The sequence below is a fragment of the Caulobacter segnis ATCC 21756 genome (assembly GCF_000092285.1).
GTDB lineage: Bacteria > Pseudomonadota > Alphaproteobacteria > Caulobacterales > Caulobacteraceae > Caulobacter > Caulobacter segnis.
On sequence record NC_014100.1, the window covers coordinates 1,443,479 to 1,460,730 of the forward strand.

General features: G+C 68.0%; 22 protein-coding genes and 3 pseudogenes. 16 read left to right on the forward strand and 9 right to left on the reverse strand.

Features of this window, described 5'->3' with window-relative positions:
• Window positions 1–41 precede the first annotated feature (41 nt).
• The 3 genes and pseudogenes from CSEG_RS21950 to CSEG_RS23250 form a co-directional block, all read left to right on the forward strand.
• Entirely contained in the window at window positions 42–452 is a 411-nt protein-coding gene (locus CSEG_RS21950) for an endonuclease domain-containing protein (protein ID WP_013078501.1), read from the forward strand.
• Between the two features lie 38 nt (window positions 453–490).
• A complete protein-coding gene (locus CSEG_RS06730) occupies window positions 491–1,108 on the forward strand; it encodes a glutathione S-transferase family protein (protein WP_013078502.1) in 618 nt (205 codons plus the stop codon).
• A 6-nt stretch (window positions 1,109–1,114) separates the two neighbouring features.
• Window positions 1,115–1,228: pseudogene (locus tag CSEG_RS23250) on the forward strand (hypothetical protein); the annotation flags it as partial.
• A 4-nt stretch (window positions 1,229–1,232) separates the two neighbouring features.
• On the opposite strand, the gene CSEG_RS06735 reads toward CSEG_RS23250, so the two are convergent.
• The gene (locus CSEG_RS06735) at window positions 1,233–1,685 is read right to left on the reverse strand and encodes a PaaI family thioesterase (RefSeq protein ID WP_013078503.1); all 453 of its coding nucleotides are present in this window, start codon (window positions 1,683–1,685) and stop codon (window positions 1,233–1,235) included.
• 102 nt (window positions 1,686–1,787) lie between these two features.
• Here CSEG_RS06735 and CSEG_RS21955 point away from each other — a divergent pair, with 102 nt between their 5' ends.
• The 5 genes from CSEG_RS21955 to CSEG_RS06760 all read left to right on the forward strand — a co-directional run bounded on the left by CSEG_RS21955 (window position 1,788) and on the right by CSEG_RS06760 (window position 5,246).
• Entirely contained in the window at window positions 1,788–2,078 is a 291-nt protein-coding gene (locus CSEG_RS21955) for a DUF3253 domain-containing protein (protein ID WP_013078504.1), read from the forward strand.
• A 52-nt stretch (window positions 2,079–2,130) separates the two neighbouring features.
• Window positions 2,131–2,715 (forward strand): uracil-DNA glycosylase family protein, encoded by a 585-nt coding sequence (locus tag CSEG_RS06745; RefSeq protein ID WP_013078505.1) that lies wholly within the window; start codon window positions 2,131–2,133, stop codon window positions 2,713–2,715.
• The gene (locus CSEG_RS06750) at window positions 2,712–3,773 is read left to right on the forward strand and encodes an alpha/beta hydrolase (protein ID WP_013078506.1); all 1,062 of its coding nucleotides are present in this window, start codon (window positions 2,712–2,714) and stop codon (window positions 3,771–3,773) included. Before CSEG_RS06745 ends, CSEG_RS06750 begins: the two co-directional genes overlap by 4 nt.
• Window positions 3,774–3,844: 71 nt before the next feature.
• Window positions 3,845–4,906 (forward strand): Leu/Phe/Val dehydrogenase, encoded by a 1,062-nt coding sequence (locus CSEG_RS06755; RefSeq protein WP_013078507.1) that lies wholly within the window; start codon window positions 3,845–3,847, stop codon window positions 4,904–4,906.
• 49 nt (window positions 4,907–4,955) lie between these two features.
• Window positions 4,956–5,246, forward strand: a complete 291-nt coding sequence (locus CSEG_RS06760; protein WP_013078508.1) for a UvrB/UvrC motif-containing protein — start codon at window positions 4,956–4,958, stop codon at window positions 5,244–5,246.
• Window positions 5,247–5,453: 207 nt separating this feature from the next.
• On the opposite strand, the gene CSEG_RS06765 is transcribed toward CSEG_RS06760, so the two are convergent.
• The 5 genes from CSEG_RS06765 to CSEG_RS06780 all read right to left on the reverse strand — a co-directional run bounded on the left by CSEG_RS06765 (window position 5,454) and on the right by CSEG_RS06780 (window position 9,757).
• Window positions 5,454–6,875 (reverse strand): MFS transporter, encoded by a 1,422-nt coding sequence (locus tag CSEG_RS06765; protein WP_013078509.1) that lies wholly within the window; start codon window positions 6,873–6,875, stop codon window positions 5,454–5,456.
• Between the two features lie 41 nt (window positions 6,876–6,916).
• Window positions 6,917–7,063 (reverse strand): hypothetical protein, encoded by a 147-nt coding sequence (locus tag CSEG_RS22860; protein ID WP_013078510.1) that lies wholly within the window; start codon window positions 7,061–7,063, stop codon window positions 6,917–6,919.
• A gap of 31 nt (window positions 7,064–7,094) precedes the next feature.
• Window positions 7,095–7,970 carry a transglutaminase family protein gene (locus CSEG_RS06770; protein ID WP_013078511.1) on the reverse strand — a complete coding sequence of 292 codons (876 nt, stop codon included), beginning with the start codon at window positions 7,968–7,970 and terminating at the stop codon, window positions 7,095–7,097.
• A gap of 45 nt (window positions 7,971–8,015) precedes the next feature.
• Window positions 8,016–8,684 (reverse strand): TetR/AcrR family transcriptional regulator, encoded by a 669-nt coding sequence (locus tag CSEG_RS06775; RefSeq protein WP_013078512.1) that lies wholly within the window; start codon window positions 8,682–8,684, stop codon window positions 8,016–8,018.
• Between the two features lie 113 nt (window positions 8,685–8,797).
• Window positions 8,798–9,757 (reverse strand): glycosyltransferase family 2 protein, encoded by a 960-nt coding sequence (locus tag CSEG_RS06780; RefSeq protein ID WP_013078513.1) that lies wholly within the window; start codon window positions 9,755–9,757, stop codon window positions 8,798–8,800.
• A 155-nt stretch (window positions 9,758–9,912) separates the two neighbouring features.
• On the opposite strand from CSEG_RS06780, the gene CSEG_RS06785 reads away from it, so the two are divergent.
• Both CSEG_RS06785 and CSEG_RS06790 read left to right on the forward strand, forming a co-directional pair.
• On the forward strand, window positions 9,913–10,260 hold the full coding sequence (locus CSEG_RS06785; RefSeq protein WP_013078514.1) for a helix-turn-helix domain-containing protein: 348 nt from the start codon (window positions 9,913–9,915) through the stop codon (window positions 10,258–10,260).
• A gap of 11 nt (window positions 10,261–10,271) precedes the next feature.
• Window positions 10,272–11,669 (forward strand): calcium-binding protein, encoded by a 1,398-nt coding sequence (locus CSEG_RS06790; protein WP_013078515.1) that lies wholly within the window; start codon window positions 10,272–10,274, stop codon window positions 11,667–11,669.
• Between the two features lie 33 nt (window positions 11,670–11,702).
• Here the strand turns inward: CSEG_RS06790 and CSEG_RS06795 are convergent, their stop codons facing one another.
• Window positions 11,703–12,881 carry a vWA domain-containing protein gene (locus CSEG_RS06795; RefSeq protein ID WP_013078516.1) on the reverse strand — a complete coding sequence of 393 codons (1,179 nt, stop codon included), beginning with the start codon at window positions 12,879–12,881 and terminating at the stop codon, window positions 11,703–11,705.
• A gap of 49 nt (window positions 12,882–12,930) precedes the next feature.
• On the opposite strand from CSEG_RS06795, the pseudogene CSEG_RS23735 reads away from it, so the two are divergent.
• Window positions 12,931–13,056: pseudogene (locus tag CSEG_RS23735) on the forward strand (hypothetical protein); the annotation flags it as partial.
• A 12-nt stretch (window positions 13,057–13,068) separates the two neighbouring features.
• On the opposite strand, the gene CSEG_RS06800 reads toward CSEG_RS23735, so the two are convergent.
• Window positions 13,069–13,599, reverse strand: a complete 531-nt coding sequence (locus tag CSEG_RS06800; protein ID WP_013078517.1) for a GNAT family N-acetyltransferase — start codon at window positions 13,597–13,599, stop codon at window positions 13,069–13,071.
• 39 nt (window positions 13,600–13,638) lie between these two features.
• Window positions 13,639–14,643 carry a zinc-binding alcohol dehydrogenase family protein gene (locus CSEG_RS06805; RefSeq protein WP_013078518.1) on the reverse strand — a complete coding sequence of 335 codons (1,005 nt, stop codon included), beginning with the start codon at window positions 14,641–14,643 and terminating at the stop codon, window positions 13,639–13,641.
• Window positions 14,644–14,748: 105 nt separating this feature from the next.
• On the opposite strand from CSEG_RS06805, the gene CSEG_RS06810 reads away from it, so the two are divergent.
• The 5 genes and pseudogenes from CSEG_RS06810 (at window position 14,749) to CSEG_RS06825 (ending at window position 17,241) form a co-directional block, all read left to right on the forward strand.
• Window positions 14,749–15,093, forward strand: coding sequence for a winged helix-turn-helix transcriptional regulator (locus CSEG_RS06810; RefSeq protein ID WP_013078519.1), 345 nt, complete (start codon window positions 14,749–14,751; stop codon window positions 15,091–15,093).
• Between the two features lie 104 nt (window positions 15,094–15,197).
• Window positions 15,198–15,299, forward strand: a pseudogene (locus CSEG_RS22505) (histone deacetylase family protein); the annotation flags it as partial.
• Between the two features lie 39 nt (window positions 15,300–15,338).
• Window positions 15,339–15,953 carry a histidine phosphatase family protein gene (locus CSEG_RS06815; protein WP_013078520.1) on the forward strand — a complete coding sequence of 205 codons (615 nt, stop codon included), beginning with the start codon at window positions 15,339–15,341 and terminating at the stop codon, window positions 15,951–15,953.
• 96 nt (window positions 15,954–16,049) lie between these two features.
• Entirely contained in the window at window positions 16,050–16,304 is a 255-nt protein-coding gene (locus CSEG_RS06820; RefSeq protein ID WP_013078521.1) for an exodeoxyribonuclease VII small subunit, read from the forward strand.
• A 37-nt stretch (window positions 16,305–16,341) separates the two neighbouring features.
• Window positions 16,342–17,241: a polyprenyl synthetase family protein gene (locus CSEG_RS06825; RefSeq protein ID WP_013078522.1), complete on the forward strand. Its 900-nt coding sequence runs from the start codon at window positions 16,342–16,344 to the stop codon at window positions 17,239–17,241.
• The last annotated feature ends 11 nt before the right edge of the window (window positions 17,242–17,252 follow it).

Sequence of the window (17,252 nt, forward strand, 5' to 3'; positions counted from 1 at the left end):
CTTCCCCTTTGATGGGGAAGGGTTGGGGATGGGGTGACAGCATGTCCGATGGGACGCCGAGGCCCAGGCACGCCGCGGGCGCCGTCAAACGGGCTCGCCGTCTCCGCAACGACATGACGGCTAGCGAACGGGCCTTGTGGAAAGCCCTCCGCGCCCTTGATCTTCACATCCGACGACAGGCTCCAATTGGCCCTTATGTCGTGGACTTCGCCCATCACTCCGCTCGTTTAATCGTCGAAGTCGACAGCGGCTGGCATGACAATCCCGAAGCTCAACTGCGTGACGCCACGCGTGACGCCTGGCTTGCCGAGCAAGGCTATCGGGTCATGCGCGTTCGCGACGGGGAAGCGTTTGGCAACCCTTACCTCGTGGCCGAGCGCGTCGCGGCCGAGATTCAGCGGTCACCCCATCCCAACCCTTCCCCATCGAGGGGAAGGGCTTCTCTGCCGTAGCGGAAGCGGCGCATTCTCCTGGGCAAAGGGAGGACTCCATGAAGCTCTATGACAGCCGTCGCGCGCCCAATCCTCGGCGGGTGCGCTGGTTCATGGCCGAGAAGGGGATCGAGGACATCGAGATCGTCGATGTCGACATCTTCGGCGGCCAGCATCGTCAGCCCGACTACCTGGCCAAGGCCGGTCTACCGAACGTGCCGGCGCTGGAGATCGACGAGACCACCTGCATCACCGAATCGGTGGCGATCTGCCGCTATCTGGAAAGCGTCTATCCAGAACCGAACCTGTTCGGCCGCGATCCGCTGGAGGCGGCGGTGATCGAGATGTGGACGCGGCGGGCCGAGATGCTGCTGTCGACGCCGCTGATGATGGCCGTGCGCCACAGCCACCCGGCGCTGGCGGCGATCGAGACCCAGGTGCCCGAGATCGCCGAGACCAATCGCAAGGGCGCCGAGCGCGCGCTGAAGGTGTTCGACCGTCGCCTGGCCGAAAGTGAGTTCATCGCCGCCGATCGCCTGACCATCGCCGACATCCTGGCGGTCACCGGCATCGACTTCGCGCGCATGGTCCGCTTCCGGCCGCCCGAGGAGTTGGTCCACGTGAACCGCTGGCTGAAGGCGATGATGGCGCGTCCGGCCGCGAAGGCGGGGGTTTAGGGCATTGAAAATCCTCCCCCGTGGGGGAGGAGGCCGAAGGCCGGAGGGGGAAGTGCTGCCGAGCCTGCTTCTTCCCCCTCCGTCGGCTTCGCCGACACCTCCCCCGTTAGGGGGAGGATTTAGGTCACCGCGCCTTGATCTTCTTGATCACGCCCGAGAAGTTCAGCATCGGGCCGGTCCCGGTCGAGACTAGGCCGCGCACGAACAGCAGGGATCCGCCGGCGCGCACCACCTCGCCGGTGGCGGTCACGAGATCGCCGGGCCGAGCGGGGCCGACGAACTCGCCGTTCAGGCTGACGGTCACCGCGCGGCTGTCGGCCAGCTCCTTCCAGGCGATCGCGAACAGCGAGAAGTCGGCGAAGGTCATCATGCAGCCGCCGTGCATGAAGCCGCCGCCGTTCATGTGCTTGGGCTCCGCGCGGAAGGCGGTGGTGACGCGGCCGTCCTCGCCCTCGCGGAAATAGAAGGGGCCGGACTGGTCCTCGAAGGGGTCGAGACCGGACCAGGTCCGCCAGCCCGCCCAGTCGCCCGTCTCGATCAGGCGCGGTCCGCCGATGACTTCGTTGCCGCCGTCCATGGTGCTCCCCTCGACCTTATCGGTGTTCAGTTAGATGGCTCGGCGATGGCGTGCAAGGCGTCGGTCTCGCCTCTGCTGACAATCCATGGCATGGGAGCGGCCATGACCTCCCCGATCCAAGACACGATCCTGTCCCAGCTGGCGGCGCTGCCCGAAGGCAAGTCGATCGACCCGATGAACGTCGCCAAGGCCATCCAGCCCGAGCGCTGGCAGCAGATCCTGGGCCACGTGCGCACCAACGCCATTGAGCTGGCCCGCGAGGGCAAGGTCGTGATTCTGCGCCACAACAAGCCGACCAATCCGGAGAAGTTCCGGGGCGTCTATCGCATCCGCCTGCGGATGGAGGGCGATCCGACCTCGTTCGAGGACGAGGTCGCCGGCGACGAGGACTGATCCTCGAACGACAGCCCTTGGGCGGAGGGGCGCGGGCGCCTAAATCGGCTGCATGTCGCTCGACGCGCTCCTTTCCGACATCGCCGCCTGCCGGGCCTGCGCGCCCTACCTGCCGCACGCGCCTCGGCCGGTGACGCGGGTCCGAGAGGAGACCCGCATCCTGATCGCCGGCCAGGCGCCAGGAAGGCTGGTGCATGAGACCGGCCTGCCGTTCAACGATCCGTCGGGCGTGCGCCTGCGCCAGTGGATGGGGATCGATCGCGAGACCTTCTATGGCCGCCCCGAGATCGGCGTCGCGGCCATGGCCTTCTGCTTTCCCGGCACGAACCCCAAGGGCGGCGACTATCCGCCGCCGCCACGCTGCGCGGCGACATGGCGTGCGCGGCTGCTGGAGCAGCTCCCGAACATCGAACTGACCCTGCTGGTCGGCAGCTACGCCCAGGCCTGGGCGCTGCCGGGACGGACCGGCAAGACCATGACCGACACCATCGCCGCCTGGCGCGACTTTGGCCCGAACGTCCTCCCGCTGCCGCATCCGTCCTGGCGCAACACCGCCTGGCTGAAGCGCAATCCGTGGTTCGAGGCCGAGGTGACGCCTTATCTCCGCCAGCGGATCGCGGAAATCCTCAGGACATGAACCGCCGCGCGCTGATCCTGACCGCCTCCGCCCTGGGCCTCTCTGCCTGCGCGCCGCTGGCGCAGAGGCCGGAGCTCGCGGCCTTGGGCTTTCGCGGTCCGCGCCTGCTGGACGACGCCTTCGTCAGCTTCGACGGCGCGCGGCTGGGCCTGATGCGCTGGCTGCCGGCGGGCGAGCCGGCCAGAGAGCCGGATTGGGTGATCGTCGGCCTGCACGGCATGAACGACTACGCCAACGCCTATCACCTGGCGGCGGCCTGGTGGGCTGACCGCGGGATCGCGACCTACGCCCTTGACGTCCGAGGGTTTGGGCGCTCGCCCGAGCGCGGGATCTGGGCGCCGACCGATCTCGTCTTGGAGGACGTCCGCGCCCTGGTGGCGGCGGTCCGCGAGCGGCATCCGAACGCCAAGGTCGCCCTGACCGGGATCAGCATGGGCGGGGCGCTGGCGATCTGCGCCATGGCCTCCAGCGATCCGCCGCCCGTCGACAAGCTGATGCTGTTCGCCCCGGCGGTCTGGGGCTGGTCCAACCAGCCCTTGCCGAACCGGGTCAGCCTGTGGGCCACCGCGCACCTGATGGGGGAATGGGTGGTCAAGCCGCCCGACTGGCTGGCGCGGAACATCATGGCCAGCGACAACATCGACGAGCTGCGCCGCATGGGCCGCGATCCGTTGATGATCTGGGGCGCGCGGTCCGACGCGATCTACGGCCTGGTCGGGCTGATGGAGCGGGGCTGGCGCTCGGCCGACCAGATCCGCGTCCCCACCGCCTGGTTCTACGGCGCGCGCGACCAGATCATCCCGCGCGAGCCGACGGTCGAGGCGGTGCGCCGCCTGCCGGCCCAGGCGCGAACGGCCTACTACGCCGACGGTTATCACCTGCTCCTGGTCGATCGGCAGGCCGAGAAGGTCTGGGCGGACGCCGAGGCGTTCCTGCGCGACACCTCGGCCGCCTGGCCGCCGTCGGGCGCGCCCGCCATCCCGACGTCGGTCGCGGCCCTGACCGCCCTCGACCCGCCCAAGCCCGCCAAGCGCAAGATGTCGCGCCGCCAGCCTTGAGGGTTGTTCGGGGCGGCGAGGGGGCGTAAACCCCGCGCCACATTCATTCTGGCTGACGCGAGACCGACGGCATGACCTTGTTCGATTCCCCCGATTTCGAGGGACACGAAGGCGTTCACGCTTTCTTCGACGAAAAAACCGGTCTGAAGTCGATCATCGCGATCCACTCCACCGCCCGCGGTCCGGCCGCCGGCGGTTGCCGCATGTGGGACTATTCCAGCGCCGACGCGGCGATCACCGACGCCCTGCGCCTGTCGCGTGGCATGTCCTACAAGAACGCCATGGCCGAGCTGGACCTCGGCGGCGGCAAGGCCGTGATCATCGGCGACAGCCGCAGCCAGAAGACGCCGGAACTGTTCGAGGCCTTCGGCCGCGCGGTCGACAGCCTGGCCGGCCAGTACTGGACGGCCGAGGACGTCGGCGTCTCGCCGGCCGACCTGGAAAGCACCCGCAAGACCACCCGTTTCGTCGCCGGCCTGGAAGGCCACGCCGCCGCCTCGGGCGATCCGTCGCCGGTCACCGCCGAGGGCGTGTTCCGGGGCGTGCGCCTCTGCGTCGAGCGCGCTCTGAACCGTGACCTGAACGGCGTCCACGTCGCCATCCAGGGCGTCGGCCATGTCGGCGCTTATCTCGCCGAGAAGCTGCACGCCGCCGGCGCGCGCCTGACCATCGCCGACGTCAACCAGCCCGCCCTGGAAGCCGTCGCCGCCAAGACCGGCGCCCAGATCGTGCCGACCGACGCCATCTTCGACGTCGAGGCCGACGTGTTCGCGCCCTGCGCTCTGGGCGGCGCCATCTCGGCCGCGACCCTGCCGCGCCTGAAGGCCAAGATCATCGCCGGCGCCGCCAACAACCAGCTGGCCGACGCGACCATCGGCCAGGCCGTGTTCGAGCGCGGCCTGCTCTACGCGCCGGACTACGTGATCAACGGCGGCGGCATCATCAACGTGGCCGCCGAGATCCGCGGCCTGGAAGCCGGCGCCGCCTTCGACGGCGGCTGGGTGGCCGCCAAGCTCGATCGCCTGGCCCAGACCCTGGCCGAGGTGATCGACCAGTCGATCGCCGAGAAGCGTCCGGCCAACCTGGTCGCCGACGAGATCGCCCGCGCCCGCATCGCCGCCGCGCGCGCCTAAACCCGGATTCGCGCGTTTCTCTGGGAGCAACCTGTTCCCGGAGACCGCGATGTCCCATCTCGACGAGCTGAAAGCGCAGCTGGAAGTGGCCGTCGCGGCCGAGGATTTCGAAGCGGCGGCGAAGTTGCGCGACCACATTCTCTCCATCCAGCACAGCGCCCTGGTGCGCGATGTCGAGGCGCCGTCCCAGGCGTCCTACTTCCAGCGCGAGGTTCCGGGACGCATGGGCCTGGGCACCGACCAGCCCGTGCCGCTCAAGCCCGAAGGATGGGTTCCGCCGGTCAAGCCCGATCCGATGACGGCCGGACACTCGCGCGGCGGCCGGCGGCGGAAGGGCTGAGCGCGAATCTACCTTCAAAGCAGTTTCAACTCGCCTTCCTGGGCCTTGCGCCCAGGACCCAGGCCAGCGGCGAGCTCTGATGTCGAAGCCAGGCGGGGGCTGAATGGCCCAGAACGCTGGACGAACTCCGTAGGCGCGGAACGATGGGTCTTGGGCGCAAGGCCCAGGAAGGCGGGAATTGATCCCTGCCTTCTACGTCGATCCGCCCTAGGCCGACTTGGCTCGGCCGCTGATCGTCGCGCCGGCGTCCTTGTCCAGCGCCAGGTAGACGGGCAGGGCCAGCAGCGTCACGAGACCGATCGCGACGAACGGCAGCACGAACCGGTCAGGCGTCAGGCCCCCCCCGGAGCCCCGCGCCAGATGCAGCATCACGCCGCCGAAGCTGACGCCCAGAGCCAGGCCGACCTGCTGCATGACGGCCGACAGGGTCGAAGCCGAGGCGGTCTTGCTCTCGGGCACGTCGGCATAGGCGATGGTGTTGATGGCGATGAACTGGTTGGACCGGCAGAACCCGCCCAGCAGCAACGCCGCCATCATCACGGCCATCGGCGTCGCTGAGGTGAAGAAGCCCGGCGCGGCGGTGAACAGCGCCGTCAGGGTGACGAAAACGGCCAGCGATGTCCGGAATCCGAAGCGTCGAAGCCCCGCGGCGGCGAACGGGCGGGCGATCAGCACGCCGATGCCTGTCGTCAGGGTGACGAAGCTGGCCTTGAGCGGGCTCCAGCCCAGGGCGACCTGCAACAGCAACGGCATCAGGAACGGACTGGCCCCGATGCCCAATCTCACCAACGCGCCGCCCAGGAGGCTGGCCCGATAGGTCGGATAGCGGAGCAGGGACAGGTCCAGGATGGGGCGGCCGGTGCGCGTGCAGATCCGCAGATAGACAAGGCCGCAGGCGATGGAGACCGCCAGCAGGGCGATCTGGAACCAGACGGGCAGAAGGCCGACCCCCGCGGTCTCGGCCACAACGACCACCCCGCTGATCGCCGCCGCCGACAGCGCGAAGCCGAGGGTGTCAAAGCGTCCGAGGTCTCGTTGAGGCTGGCTGGCCGGGACGAACCGCATAACGGCTATGGCGCCGAGCAGGCCGATCGGCAGGTTGATGTAGAAGATCCAGGGCCATTCGGCGACGCTGAGCACCAGGCCGGCGATCGGGGGCCCGATCAGGGGGCCGACCAGGGCGGGCATGGTGAACCAGCCCATGGCCGACAGCAGCCGCGCCTTGGGCGTCGCCCCGACCACGATCAGCCGGGCCACCGGCGTCATCATCGCCCCGCCCAGGCCTTGCAAGATCCGCGAGGCCACCAGGGCTTCCAGGTTGCGCGACAGGCCGCACAGCGCCGAGCCCAGCAGGAAGACGGCCATGGCCGACAGGAAGACCCGTCGCGCCCCGAACCGCTCGGCCGCCCAGCCGCTGGCGGGCGTGAAGACGGCGAGAGCCAGGATGTAGGAGGTCAGGGCCAGCTTGAGATGGATCGGGTCCACCGCGAAGGCGCGGGCCAGGGTGGGAAGCGCTGTCGAGAGCGCGGTGGAGTCGATGAACTCCATCAGAAGCGCGCTGGCGACGGCGATCGAGACCAGCCGGGTCGACAGCGGAGAGGCTTGAGACTCTGTTGTTGGATCGCTCACGCGGGCGCTTTACGCCCGCGTGGGATGCAGGTCCAGCGGACCTAGTGGCCCGGTCGGGGCTGGAAGGTCCGTTTTTCCTTCAGCTTGAGGCAGGCCTGGTCCGGCGTCTGGCCATGCTGAGGCTTGGGCTCCACCTTCGGGAAGCTGAGGTTGGTCATCGGGTTCTGGTTCTGGAAACCGCTGGTCATGGCTGTTTCTCCCATATGCCGTTAACCCTTATCACGCCGCGTGGCCGATTTCATCGATAAGTCGAACGTCGACCGAGACTTGCAGGCGTGACTTGCCTGGATCGCCAAGGATCGCGCCGGACACCGGAAGGGCCTGCGCGGGGGTGCGGGTCGCGGCGACGCGGATCAGGTCGGGCGACTCCGCCAGGCCGTTGGTCGGATCGAACTCCAGCCAGCCCAGGTCGGGCAGGAAGACCTCGCACCAGGCGTGAGTGGCCCCGGCCCCGCGGATCTGGGCGTTGGGCGAATGGATGTAGCCGGTGGCGAACAGGGCCGCGTAGCCCAGACGTCTCAACCCCTCGACCATCAGCCAGGCCAGGTCCCGGCAGGCGCCGCTACGCTTGCGCAGGGTCTCGACGGGCGTCTGGACGCCGGCCTCCTCGCGGGCGCGGTATTCGAACTGCTCGTGGATCAGGTCGTTGACCCGCAGCAGGAAGGCGAGGGCCGGCTCGTCCTTGTGGCTGGCCAAGCCGCGCAGCCACCGCAGCAGCACCGCGTCGGGATCGTCGGTCACCGGGGCGATGAATGGCTCCAGCGTCGCGCGGTCCTCCCGCGAATAGACGATCGGCGTCAGGGTGTCGGGGTTCTCGATCCGCTGGGGGACCAGCGGGGCGGGGTAGCGGTCGATGACCAGCTCGCTGGCCACCCGCATGGCGTCGGCCTTGCCGTTCGGCTGGAAGATGCAGATGCAGTTGCCGTTGGCGTCGTAGCTCCAGCGCGTGTCGCCGGGCGGGAACAGGCGCAGGGAGGCCTCGACAATCCGCAGGGCGTGGCTGTCGCGCGGCCGCAGCATCAGCCGCTGAGCGCCAAAGCTCACCGGCCGCTCATAGTAATACCGGGTCTCGTGCAGGATGCGCAGCCGTCCCATGTCGAACCCAAAAGCACGACCAAGACTTGAGTTCCCGCAGAACGCTTAAGCGCGGAAGCCGGCCTCGGCGAAGTTGAGCATCCGCTCGAGCAACGCGGACACATCGGCTTCGCTGGTCTGGCCTTCCGACAGCACGTTCAGCCGGTCGAATTCAGCGAAGCGGTTGTTGTGCAGCATGCCCAGCGTGAAGTGCAGCCGCCAATAGACTTCTTCCGGCGACAGGTCGGGACGCGCGCCCAGCAGGGCGTCGGAGAAGCGGCGCAGGTGCGAGACGTCGGTCTTCAGCACCTGGCGGATCTCGTCGGTGCCTTCGCTGCGGGCGCGGATCAGGAACTGCAGCGAGATGCGGCGCTCGTGGTCTGGCGCCAGCCAGCGCAGGGGCGGGGTCAGCAGGGCGGCGAGGATCTCGCGCAGCGGCGGCGAGCCGCCGTTCCGGTCGTTGGCCTCATGCAGCATCTTGGCCCGCTCGCGGTTGAGCTCGGCCGTGCGCCGCTTGAAGATCTCGAACAGCAACGCGTCCTTGGAGCCGAAGTGATAGTTCACCGAGGCGAGGTTGACGCCGGCGGCCGCGGTGATGTCGCGCACCGAGACGTTCTGGAAGCCGTGCAACGCGAACAGTCGTTCGGCGGCGACGAACACCAGGTTCTTGGTGGCGGCTTCGCTCTCGCCGCCTTCGGCTTCCACGGAGGCGGCGGCTTCGGTCGTCGGACTCACTACGTATTCCCCTTTACCCGTGGGGAACTCTTACGACCGTTCGAATTTGGCGCAAGCGTCAAGATCGATCCGTACAATGCAAATTGCGCCTGACGCGGAGGGAAGTCGGCGTTTCAGCTGACCGCGGGCCTGAGGCGCTCGGCGGGGCGACCCATCCGGCCGCGGCGCAATTGGCGCAGAAGCGGACGGGCCACGGCCGTGAACAGGATCAGCGGCGCCAGGACGAGCGCCAGCGCCTTGCGGCGTTTCCGGTCGGCGCGCTTGAGGAAATAGCGCACCAGGCCGCGACCCTTGTGCCACTCGACGATCAGCGGGTTCTCGCGGCTGGTGGAGCCGACATGAACGATGTGCGCATGCGGCTGGAACAACACGCTGCCGCCTTGGCGTCGCGCGCGCCAGCACAGGTCGATGTCCTCGACATGCAGGAAATAGCCCTCGTCGAAGCCGCCGAGCGTCTGGAAGTCCGCCGCCGACATGTGGAAGCAGGCGCCGGAGATGGTGGGGGTGTCCACCGGGTAGGGCGGCGGGGGCTCACCCTCCCGGTGGATCTCGAAGCGGCGCAGCGGGGGCAGCAGGGCGCTAAGCTTCGAGAGGCTAAGCAGGGTCGTGACGGGCGTGATCTCGCCGCGCCGCGCGCCCCGCTGTTCGGTTCCGTCGGTGTTGAAGACCCGGGCGCCGATGACGCAGGGCGAGGGCCGGTCGCGCGCGGCGTCCAGCATGGCCGCGATAGCGCCCGGCGTCAGGAAGGCGTCGGGATTGAGAAAGACCAGGGCGTCGCCCTTGGCGCTGGTCGCGCCCAGGTTCGCGGCGCGGGCGAAGCCGATATTGCCAAGACCCTGCAGCAGCCGCACGCGATGCTCCCGTCGCGCGAGCTCGCGCAGCCAGGCGGCGTCGGCCAGCGAGGAGCCGTTGTCGACGATGACGAACTCGTCCACGGCGGGGTCGGCCAGGACGCGCCGGACGCTTTCCATCAGCGCCGGGCCGGTCATGTACACGACCATGATCACCGACACGCGCGTCGGCGCCTTCGATGAGGCGGCGGGGGCGTGGGCGGGATTGATGGAGACGTACATGCGCTCACTGCGTTCAAAATAGTTGCGTTAAAACTGTATGTGCATCTCGCCGGAGCCGCAAGGTCCTGCGCGCGCCTTGCAAGAGATTGTTGCGTTTTTACGCAATGTGTAACAACTAAGGAACGCTCGCTTCGGAGCGTGGAAACGGCTTTGCGATGTCACGAACGGCGATGAACCCCGCCAAAGCGGCGCTGACCAAGTCCCTTCGGCGGGAAGCCGGGCGTTGGCTGAAGTCCGCGCGCGAGGCCGCGGGCCTGACTCAGGCCGAACTGGCCGAGAAGACTGGATTACGCTACTACACGTTTGTATCCCAGGTTGAGAACGGCCTGGGGCGTGTGCCGATCGAGGCCCAGGCCGTATGGGCCGAAAGCCTCGGCCTGGATCCCAGCCAATTCGCCAGGACGCTGCTGCGTTACTATGAGCCCGAGCTTCACCGACTGCTGTTTGAGGGCGTCGCCGACGCGGACGCGCCAGCCGTCGTTGAACGGGCGGCGCAAGGCTGACGAGCGCCGCGATGGGTGAAGTCCTCGCCTTCGCGCCCCGGCCGCCGGCCGGAGACTGGACCGCCAGCGAGCGGGGCCTGTTGCTGTTGCTCACCCAGCATCTGGAAAAGAGCTATGGCGAGGTCGACGCCGTCTTTGGCCAGACGGATTCCGGCGACCCCTGGTACGTCGTGACCGACGCCAATCAGGAGGTTCTGGTCCACGTGGCCCGGATCGAGGGGCAGTTCGTCGTCCACGACGCAGCCGTCGACATGTTCCACCAGGTCGGCAGCCTGTGGAGCGCGCTGCGCCAGATGCTGGCGTCGGGCGCCCCCGAAGAGGCGGGCGGCGTGGTCGTCGCCTTCAATCCGGCCAGCCGCGAGGCTCAGTCGTTCCTGTCGCTCGTCATCGCCGTCGGGCTTTATCTGGAGCTGCGGGAAGCCGGGTTCGGCGACATCGCGCGGCTCGACTTCGGGAGCCTGCCGCGTAACGGCGATCTGGCGGTCGAGGGCGTGACCTCCAAGCTGATCGCGGCCCTTAACCTCGACGCGGAGCGTGTCGGCGCCCAAAGCCTTCCGCAGGCCGTGCCCACCAACGAAAACACCGCGCCCCCCGCCGCCAAGTCCGAAGGCGTCAAGGCGCCGGCGCTCGAGACGCCCTCGACGGCGCTGGCGGGCCTGATGGTGACGAAGGCGCATGCCCAGACGATCGCGCCCGCAGCGCCGTCGTCCGAGCCGCCCGCCCAAATCCAGCAGCACGCCATGTCGACGGCCGAGGGGTCTGGCGATACGCAAGGCTTCGCCGGCACGCGGTCCGTGATCAGCGGCACCCCGGGCAATGACAACTTGGTCGGCAGCGCCGAGGGCGAGGTGATCCGGGGCGGAGCGGGCGACGACAGGATCGACGGCGCCGGCGCGCGCAGCGGCGTCGACCGTATCGACGGCGGCGCCGGCAATGATCGGATCGTCATGGGCTCCCGCGTCGTCGCCAGCGGCGGCGAAGGTGGGGACACCTTCCTGATCTCGGCCAAAGCGCCCGAAAACAAGGCCGATTCTCTCCTGGGCGTCGTACTGGATTACGCGGCGGCCAAGGGCGATCATCTCGCCGTCCTGGGCAAGGGGCAGCTCACCGTCGTCAGCACGACGGCGGTGAGCAATATTCTGGCCGCTCAAGAGGCCGCGTTGGGCGAGGCGACGGCTCACCTTGTGACCGATGTCACCCATACGGTGGCGGGCGCGCGTGTCGGCTTCGACATCGACGGCGACGGGCGCGAGGACGTCTACATCCTGCTGGGCGGCGCCAACACCAGGACCTTCGTGATCGGGACCACGATCGAGGCGAGCCACGCCGCGGCGCCGACCCCCGACGTCACGCTGGTCGGTCAGTCCACGACCGATGTCGGCATGTTCGGGGACGTCCCCGCGCGCTAGAGCCTGTTCGGCTTATCGGGCGCGCTGGCCCCGTCAGCCGCGGACCAGCTCGCGCATGGCCTTGTCCAGGCCTTCCAGGGTCAGCGGGTACATGCGGTCGCCCAGGATCTGCTTCATCACGCCGATCGACTGGGTGTAGTCCCAGTGCCGCTCGGGCGTGGGGTTCAGCCAGACGCAGCTCTGGTAGATGTCGGTGACCCGCTGCATCCAGATCGCGCCGGGCTCCTCGTTCCAGTGCTCGACGCTGCCGCCCGGATAGGTGATCTCGTAGGGGCTCATGGTCGCGTCGCCGACGAAGATGACCTTGTAGTCGGCCGGGAATTTGTGGAGCACGTCGAAGGTCGGGATCTTCTCGGTGTGCCGGCGCTTGTTATCCTTCCAGACCGTCTCGTAGAGGCAGTTGTGGAAGTAGTAGAACTCCAGGTTCTTGAACTCGGTCTTGGCCGCGCTGAACAGCTCCTCGCAGAGCTTGATGTGGCCGTCCATCGAGCCGCCGATGTCGAAGAAGATCAGCACCTTGATGGCGTTGCGCCGCTCGGGGCGCAGCTGGATGTCGAGATAGCCCTTCTCGGCCGTGCCCTTGATCGTGCCGTTCAGATCGAGCTCGTCGGCAGCGCCGGTGCGGGCGAACTTGCGCAGGCGGCGTAGGGCGACCTTGATGTTGCGGGTGCCGAGCTCGACCGAGTCGTCGAGGTTCTTGTACTCGCGCTTGTCCCAGACCTTCACCGCCCGGCCGTGGCGGCTCTTGTCCTGGCCGATGCGCACGCCCTCGGGATTGTAGCCGTTGTTACCGAACGGCGAGGTGCCGCCCGAGCCGATCATCTTGTTCCCGCCCTCGTGGCGCTTCTTCTGCTCGCGCAGGCGCTCCTGCAGGGTCTCCATCAGCTTCTCGAAGCCGCCCATGGCCTCGATCTGGGCCTTTTCCTCGTCGGTGAGGAACTTCTCGGTCAGGGCTTTCAGCCACTCTTCCGGGATGTCGGCGGTGAGACCTTCGTTGACCGTCTCCAGGCCCTTGAACACGTGGCCGAACACGCGGTCGAACTTGTCGAGGTTCTTCTCGTCCTTCACCAGGCTGGCGCGCGAGAGGAAGTAGAAGTCCTCGACAGTGCGGTCGATCACGTCCTTGTCGAGCGCCTCCATCAGCAGGAGGTACTCGCGCAGGCTGACGGGGACCTTGGCCTGGCGAAGCTCGGAGAAGAAGCGAAGGAACATCGGCGCGCTTTCGAACGGTTGTTCGGATTGTGCTGTGTTCCGACGAGCGACGCAATCCAATCCTCCCCCTAGTGGGAGGTGGCCCGAAGGGCCGGAGGGGGAAGTTTTGCCGAGCTGGCTTCTTCCCCCTCCGTCGTCTCTTCGAGCCGACACCTCCCCCGCTAGGGGGAGGATTTTGAAAAACTCGTCACCCTCGCCGCAGGATGAACTCCAGATCCCGCGTCTCGCCCACCGGGAAGTGGTACTCCCCGACCTTCTCGAAACCCAGGCGACCGTACAGCCGCTGAGCGCCGAAGTTCTCGGACCAGACGCCGATCCACAGGGGGCGGCGGCCGTCCTTCTCCAGCCATTCCAGCGCGGTGTTCAGCAGACGCGAGCCGCGCCCGCCGCCCTGATGCGACTTCAGCACGTACACGCGCTTCAGCTCGCCATCGCCCGGCTTCACGTCGTCGTGCGGCAGGTCGCAGGGCCCGGCGAGCGCGTAGCCGATCGCCTCGCCGTCCGCGTCCTCGAGGATCCACGAGGCCTTGTCGGGATGGGACAGATCGTTGCGCGTCCGCTCCAGGCCGTAGGCGTAGGCCAGGAAGGTCTCCAGGTCCTCGGGAGGGTAGAGGTGCGCGAAGGTCTCGGTGAAGGTGCGCGCGCCAAGGCTGGAAAGCGTGTCGGCGTCCTCGATCGTGGCCCTGCGAAGGTGATCCGGGCGGAGCGTGTCGGTCATGGCGACCTGAGTAGCCGCCATGACCGAGGGCTTCAACGGTCAGAACCCTTCCAGGACGATCTTGCCGCGCGTGCGCTTGCTCTCGATGGCCGCGTGGGCCGCCTTCAGGTTGGCGGCGTTGATCGGAGACAGGGTCTGCGAAAGCGTCGTGCGCAGGTCGCCGGCGTCGATCATGTCCGCCACCGCGTTCAGCAGCGCGTGCTGCGCGATCATGTCGGGGGTCTTGAACAGCGGTCGGGCGAACATGAACTCCCAGTGCAGCGAGGCGCTTTTGCGCTTCAGCGGATTGACGTCCAGGCTGGGGGCGTCGTCGATCACCCCGACGCGGCCCTGCGGTTCGAGGATCTCGACCAGGGCGGGGAAGTGGACGTCGGTGTGGGTCAGGCTGGCGATCAGACCCACGGGTGGGATGTCCAACGCCTTGACTTGAGCGACGAGGTCGCCGCCGTGGTCGATGACGTGATGCGCGCCGAGCGCCTTCACCCAATCGATGGTCTCGGGGCGCGAGGCGGTGCCGATGACCGTCAGCCCGGTCAGCTTGCGGGCGATCTGCACCAGGATCGAGCCGACCCCGCCTCCCGCGCCGGTCACCAGCAGGCCGCCGACGCTGTCGCGGGTCGCGCCCAGGCGATCGAACAGGAGCTCCCAGGCGGTGATCGCGGTGAGCGGCAGGGCCGCGGCTTCGGCGAAGGTCAGGCTGGCGGGCTTCCTGCCGACGATGCGCTCGTCGACCAGCTGGAACTCGGCGTTCGAGCCCGGGCGGTCGATGGCGCCGGCGTAGTAGACAGGGTCGCCGACCTTGAACAGAGTCACCTCGGGGCCGACCGCCTCGACGATCCCCGCCGCGTCGTAGCCGAGGATTTCCGCCTGTCCCTCGGCGGGCTTGCGGCTGACGCGGACCTTGGCGTCGACCGGGTTGACCGAAACGGCCTTGACCGCCACCAGAAGGTCGCGGCCGGTGGCGGCGGGCTTGGGCAGGTCGAGGTCGATCAGCGCCTCCGGCGCGTCGATGGGCGAGGGGACGCGATAGCCGATCGCTTTCATGCGGATCTCCGATGGCCCTGATTGGCCTTGGGCCCAGATCGCGCTAACCTGCTGCTAGCGCAAGTACGGCAAAAAACTGTACGTAGTACCCAAAAGGATACCGTGGTGACCAAGCTCCGCGCCTATGATTGCGCCGTCGGCTGTCCGGTCGAGGCGACGCTGGACCTGATCGACGGCAAATGGAAGGGCGTGATCCTCTATCATCTCCGCGAGGGAACTCTGCGCTTCAACGAGCTTGGACGCCGGTTGACCGGAATTACCCAGCGGATGCTGACCAAGCAGTTGCGCGAGCTGGAGGAGGCGGGCCTGGTCGAGCGGGTCGTCTACGCCCAGGTGCCTCCGAAGGTGGAGTATAGCCTCTCGGCGGAGGGCCGCAGCCTGGAGCCGGTGATCGCCGCCCTGGCCGCCTGGGGCGAGGCGCGGATCGCCCGCATGGCGAAAGCGGCCTGACAGGACCCCGGCGCTCCACACCTACCTCGACATGCCGAACCACCAGCCGGGCCACGGGCGCGGAGACAGCCCAGAGCGCCCGCCAGGGGGCGACGCCCTCGGGCCGCGCCAAGGGCTGGGTTGTGTCCTCGCTCGAGGGCGGCTACGACCTTCGGACGCTGGGGCGTTCCGCCGCGGCGCTTGTGCGCGCTCTTCAGGAGGGGTGAGGAGACGGAGCGGCCCCGGCCGACCGCCTTCTCTTAAAAATGGCCGACGCCACCATCGCCGACCAACCGACCCCGCCCGTGCTACCGGGCGTTATCACCCTGGCGCGCCATGGCGAGCCGGCCTTGTCGCGCAAGGTTCGACTGAACGCGCCGGAATACGGCGAATGGTGGGGGCGTTACGAGGAGGGCGGGCTCAAGGCCGGCCAGACGCCGCCGGACGCCTTGCTCCAGATCGCCCGCGACGCCGACGTCATCATCGCCTCGACCCGTCGCCGCTCGATCGAGACCGCGCGGGCGGTGGTCGGCGAGCGCGCCTTCGCCACGGACCCGACCTTCATCGAAGCCCCGCTGCCGCCGCCGCCCTGGCCGACCTGGATCCGCATGTCTCCGAAGCGGCTGGGCTTCTTCGCTCGGTTCTGGTGGTGGTTCTTCGACAACCACGGCGGCCAGGAGACGCGCAAGGCCGCCGAAGCGCGCGCCGGACAGGCCGCAGATCTGCTGATCGAGCTTTCGGATTCCGGCCAGGACGTGCTGGTCCTGGCTCACGGCTTCTTCAACTGGATGATCGCCGACGCGCTGAAGAAGCGCGGATTGACCAAGCTGCTGGACCAGGGCCACAGCTACTGGAGCATCAAGCGCTTCCACCGCGCTTGAGCTCAAACCCTCTTCCCTTAACTGGCGGCAAGCTCTAGGCCGTTGTCGATGAGCTTGCGGGCCACTAGGCTTAAGTCCGCTCACCTGAGAGTTGCAATGACCGACGCTACGAACCCTTCCGCCGACATCTCCGCCTTGAGCTTCGAGGAAGCTCTGGCGCAGCTGGAACGGATCGTGGCCGAGTTGGAATCGGGCCAAGCGCCGCTCGAACGCTCGATCGACATCTACGAACGCGGCGCGGCCCTGAAGGCCCACTGCGAGAAGAAGCTGGAAGCCGCGCGCCTGAAGGTCGAGAAGATCGTCCTGGGGCAGGGCGGGGCGGTCTCCGCCGAAGCGGCCGAGTTCAACTGATGCGAGGCGTGTGGCCGAAGAACCAGGGGAGCCGCCCTTGAACGATCTCGCCCCCAAGGATCTGGCCCGACGGATCGTCCAGGCCGCCGACATCGTCACCGTCGCGCTGGACGAGCTGCTGCCGCGCGCCGATGGCCCGGAGAGCCGCCTGACCGAGGCGATGCGCTACGCGGCTCTGGGGCCGGGCAAGCGCTTGCGGCCGTTCTTCGCGCTGGAAACCGGCAAGATGTTCGACCTGGCCGAGCGGCCGGTGCTGCGCGCGGCCTGCGCGCTGGAGTGCATCCACGCCTACAGCCTGGTCCACGACGACCTGCCGGCCATGGACGACGACGACGTGCGTCGCGGCCGTCCGACCGTGCACAAGCAATATGACGAGGCCACCGCGATCCTGGCGGGCGACGCCCTGCAGACGGCGGCCTTCGAGATCATGGCCCACCCGGACACGCACGACGACGCTCATATCCGGTCGGAGTTGGTGCGGAAGCTCGCGATCGCCTCGGGCGCGCGTGGCATGGTCGGCGGCCAGATGATCGACATCCTGGGCGTCCGAGACGACCTGGGCGCCGTGGCGCGGATGCAGCGGCTGAAGACCGGCGCCCTGATCGCCTTCGCCTTCGAGATCCCGCTGATCATCGCCCGCGCCAAGGAATCCGAGCGCCACGCCCTGATGGCCTTCGCCCAGGACCTGGGCCTGGCCTACCAGATCGTCGACGACATCCTCGACGCCGAGGGCGACGAAAAGACGCTGGGCAAGGCCGCCGGCGGCAAGGACGCCGCCAAGGGCAAGGCCAATTACGTCACCCTTCTGGGACTGGATGCGGCCAAGGAGCGCGTGACGCTTTTGGCCGAGCAGACCCGTTCCCACCTCGAAATTTTTGGCGAGCGGGCCGAACATCTCCGCGAAAGCGTTGATTTCGTGCTGGACCGCCGCAACTGACCGCGCTTTTG